Genomic DNA, 4,350 nt, shown 5'->3' on the forward strand with positions numbered 1-4,350 from the left:
AAAGATGAAACAAGCCTGTTTTCAGTCACTTGACCTAGAGCAACCCCCTATGGAAGTTGTTGGTCAGATGCTCGAACTAAACGTTAAGGGTACAAAGTCAAATCCCATTTTGCGGGAATGGTATAACAGGAGTGTGTTTGAAAAGCTAGAGCAAGTCTATCGTGAGGAAAACGGCGTTGATACTGTAGATTTCTTGTACGACAGTTTTTTGAAACTCATAACGCTTTGGCAGAAGCAAGGGAAAATGCGCAAAGACATAAATAGCAAGATGATTATGATGGTTTTCGCGGCAGTCATTAATGCAGACACCCACAAGGAGGAAATCGGAATTGAGTATTTTCCAGAACTACTACATCTCATGACAGAGCTAATCATGAAAGGTCTGACGGACTGCTCTAAATAGTCAACCGGAGCAGTGGCTCAACAATAATTACCTAAGGGGGAGATAGAATGAACATTGCAGTTGTTTCCTATTCTTACACTGGCAATAACGATAAACTTGCTGCATGTGTGGCAAGGGACTTGCCGGCAACACATATTAAAATCTCACCACAAAAGCCCATGACAATAGGAAGTATCATGTTGGATATGATTTTTACCCGAACACCCAAAGTACATCCTGACCCGGATAGCCTTAAGCATTATGACCTTGTCCTCTTTTTCGTCCCTGTTTGGATGGGACATATTGCTTCGCCACTTCGGGCTTATTTGCACCATATAAAATCAAACCCTCAAGCATATGGTTTCTTTTCTATCAGTGGTGGAGCAGACGGCGAAAATCCAAAGTTGCTTGCAGAGCTTTTGAAACGGACTGGAACAAGACCTGCAATCATGCTTGACCAGCACATAAAGGATTTCATCCATCAGAATTCAAAACCAACCCGCAATGATACTTCCGCATATAAAATCAGCGAAGCGGAGGCAGGTAGTCTTTCAACAATAGCTATTAAGGAGATAAACAAGCTCACCATGCATGGTTAAGTTAATCTGCTAAGGGAGGGGCCGTCACTTTACAATGATGGCTTGGCATTGCTGATGTTCTAAAGCTATGCAATATCAAAAACGGGCGGTTACTGTGCCCACTTTTCATGCGACACCGTTCGAGCTATTTCTCGGATAGGTGTCTTTTTGGTTGCTAACTTTTCAAAACTGATTCAGTACTTTTTACCAAGGACACCCTAACGCAGGTTGTTTTGTTAGATAACAACTGTGAGTCATTCACTCGATCAATATCATGCAGATGTAATTCGCAATTGTCGGGCTAAATCGAAGCTGTATAGTAAATTAGGCCGATATTGAGTGTAATTACGGAAATATCATCAGGATAGGGTAGGACCCTAAAAAACCTTTTGGGTCATGCCTTTGAACTTTATGTCAACCAAAAATAAAAAAACAAAAAAAACTTGCCAGCTCATTCGATAAGAATTGACAAAAACAAATGGAGAATGTATTTTATAGATAATGTAAGCGCTTTTCCAAAATACACCTTGCAATGAAGCATTTTCTGTTCGTTCTGTTTCCATCCTGAATGTTATCCAGATGGAAGTCCCCGGATGATGTCAAAGGGTAGAAACTAGGATAGATATACTTTGGAAGAAGGTGGTGGATCGGAGGATCTCAGACTTGATGTCGTATGCATTAACCAATCTGAAGATGTTGAGTCTATTAAAAAGTGAAGGTACTACCATCATCGAGCTCTAGGAGGAGGATATTATAGCAGAANGTATTGTTCTTCTTCTCAAACTTCATACTTTCAGTGAACATGACGGTTCTTTCTTCTTGTGAGGCCAAACTTAAGCAGCGACTTCTGTTTAATAATCTAAAACGTTTTCGTAAATAATGCTATATCAAAGGAGAATAGAAATATGAATATGTCGAATCATTCTTTAACCAAGCCGATTATCACGGTCTTGCTGTTCAATTTTTTGGCATTGCTAATTCAGGCGGCCGTACCTGCAACGCCTGCTTCAGCTGCTGCCGCTAACCCTGTAAGCTATTTTGGCGAGATGAAAGTAAGCGGTAATAAGATTAACGGTTCCAAGACGAATAGGCCCATGATGGTCAAAGGAGGAAGCTTCTTCTGGAGCAACTGGTCCGGCCAATTCTACACAGCTTCCACAGTGAACCGGATGGTAGATGAATTCCAGGCCGAAATTGTGAGAGCAGCATATGGCGTGGATGAGTCCGGCAATCCATACAATTCTTCGGATGAATCCAAGGTTCAGACCGTTGTCAATGCAGCGATCGCCAAGGGCATCTATGTTATCATTGACTGGCATTCGAGCGGCGCGCAGAATAACGTAAACGCTGCCAAGAGCTTCTTCAGCAAGATGGCCCAGCAGTATGGCGGCTATGATAACGTCATCTTCGAAATTTACAATGAGCCAGTCAATACTTCCTGGTCGACGGTCAAGAGCTATGCCGAACAGGTCATTCCTGTCATTCGCCAATATTCGGATAATCTGATTGTTGTCGGTACACCAACTTGGTCTCAGGATGTTGACCAGGCCGCTGACAATCCGATTACTTCCTACAGCAATATCGCTTATACGCTGCATTTCTATGCAGGTTCTCACTTCCAGTCGCTTCGCGACAAAGCGAACTATGCTCTGAACAAAGGCATTCCGCTGTTTGTTACCGAGATGGGCTTCGTCAATGCTGACGGCGACGGCGCAATCAATTATACTTCCACCAATCAATGGCTTGACTGGTTGAACCAGAACAATATCTCCTGGTCTAACTGGGCAATTAACGACAAGTCTGAAAGCGCCAGCATCTTCAACACGGACGGATCTCTGACGGCAGGCGGGAATTTCCTGAAGAGCATTCTGGCCGGCAGCGCACCGTACGCAGAGTGGAGACAGTCCGGCAGCAACACCGCGACCACGTTGTACGACTTCGAGGGCAGCACACAGGGCTGGACCGGCTCGAATGTAGCGGCTGGACCATGGAGCGTTAATGAATGGGCGTCCAAAGGAACAAACTCTCTTAAAGCCGATATCATCATGTCTGCCAATTCCCAGCATTATCTGCTTCTCACACAGACCCGCGACCTTAGCGGCAAATCAACATTAAGCGTTACGGCCAAGCATGCTTCCTGGGGTTCTGTAGGCAACGGACTCTATGCCAAGCTTTATGTCAAGACAGGGTCAAGCTGGACCTGGGCTGAAGGCAGTACCGTCAAGCTTAACTCTACTGGAGGTACAACGCTGTCGATCAACCTTTCCTCTGTAGCCAATCTTGGGGATGTAAAAGAGATCGGAGTGCAGTTTGTTTCTTCGTCTAACAGCAGCGGACAAACATCTGTATACATTGACAACGTGACGCTTCAATAAGACTTCCCTAACATTTATGAATTAAATGGTAAGTGAACATTAAACCGCGTAATATGTTGTAAGAGGAAAAGTACTTGTCAAAACCTAATGACAAGTACTTTTTTTCTGAGTAAAATGGATCAGATTCAAATATCAAAGTACGATTCGGCCGCCGATGTAGATAGGGTGATCGTTGAGCGAGTGGCGTCCAGTGTAGAGAAATGAGGGTTCAGAATGGAGAGTTTCCTTTAAAATGACTGCCCTCTAAAGAGAGAGCAGCCATTAGACCATGCATCCATGTAACTAAAACACAAATCTCTCGGCAAGATCGATAGCAAGCTCTCTAGCTTTTGCCAAGATCGTTTCAGCCTCAGATGGAGCCTCATCTATACCCTCTACGAAAAGAGTAGGCAGCATTGTCACTCCCATGAATTTCATAACACCCGTCACATAAGGGTCCGCGTATTGTCCAATTGCTCCTCCGTTGGAGTACACACCGCCACAGCCGTGAATATGTATTCCCAGTTTGTTCTCCAACAATCCCACTGCACCATGAGCTGTGTAACGGAATGTCTTTCCTGCCCAGCATACAGAATCAAAATAAGCTTTCAATACTGGAGGGACACCCAGGTTCCATAACGGTGATACTACAATATACTTATCAGCCTGCACAAATTGTTCGGTATACCGGTCCATTTGTTCGAGCTTCTTGGCTTCTGCTTCGGTCAATTCTGCCTGGGTACGAAGCTTGGTCTTCGCATTCAAGATATCCAAATCTATAAAGGGGACATCCATGTTGAACAAATCCAATTCGATAATCTCATCCTCAGGATTCAGTTCCAAATAACGCTTAACAAACACTCTAGCGATCTGAGTGCTGCGGGAATATTCATCCTCAACCGGGGTGCTCTTAATGAATAAAACTTTCGCCATTGCCTACCACTCCTATAACAATTTTATTTGACTAATCAAATATTATATAAAGAAATAGTTGATTTATGTGATGAAGATCACAAGTCTTTCTAGATCAACTCAT

General features: G+C 43.7%; 4 protein-coding genes. 3 read left to right on the top strand and 1 reads right to left on the bottom strand.

The features are described 5' to 3' along the window. The 3 genes from KIH86_RS24275 to KIH86_RS24285 form a co-directional block, all read left to right on the top strand. On the top strand, positions 1-403 hold a 403-nt coding region (locus tag KIH86_RS24275; RefSeq protein ID WP_223110712.1), incomplete at its 5' end, for a TetR/AcrR family transcriptional regulator. Between the two features lie 47 nt (positions 404-450). Then, a complete protein-coding gene (locus tag KIH86_RS24280) occupies positions 451-981 on the top strand; it encodes a flavodoxin family protein (RefSeq protein ID WP_223083747.1) in 531 nt (176 codons plus the stop codon). Positions 982-1,865: 884 nt separating this feature from the next. Continuing rightward, complete coding sequence (locus KIH86_RS24285; protein ID WP_223083746.1) at positions 1,866-3,335, top strand: glycoside hydrolase family 5 protein; 1,470 nt, start codon at positions 1,866-1,868, stop codon at positions 3,333-3,335. 282 nt (positions 3,336-3,617) lie between these two features. Here the strand turns inward: KIH86_RS24285 and KIH86_RS24290 are convergent, their stop codons facing one another. Then, positions 3,618-4,247, bottom strand: coding sequence for an FMN-dependent NADH-azoreductase (locus KIH86_RS24290; RefSeq protein ID WP_223083745.1), 630 nt, complete (start codon positions 4,245-4,247; stop codon positions 3,618-3,620). Between the last annotated feature and the right edge of the window lie 103 nt (positions 4,248-4,350).

This window comes from Paenibacillus sinensis (assembly GCF_019904155.1).
Taxonomy (GTDB): Bacteria; Bacillota; Bacilli; order Paenibacillales; family Paenibacillaceae; genus Paenibacillus_AQ; species Paenibacillus_AQ sinensis.

Bases quoted from the DNA above. Each gene is read 5' to 3' on its own strand.
- KIH86_RS24290 (WP_223083745.1), bottom strand. From the start codon at position 4,247: ATGGCGAAAGTTTTATTCATTAAGAGCACCCCGGTTGAGGATGAATAT.
- KIH86_RS24285 (WP_223083746.1), top strand. From the start codon at position 1,866: ATGAATATGTCGAATCATTCTTTAACCAAGCCGATTATCACGGTCTTG.
- KIH86_RS24280 (WP_223083747.1), top strand. From the start codon at position 451: ATGAACATTGCAGTTGTTTCCTATTCTTACACTGGCAATAACGATAAA.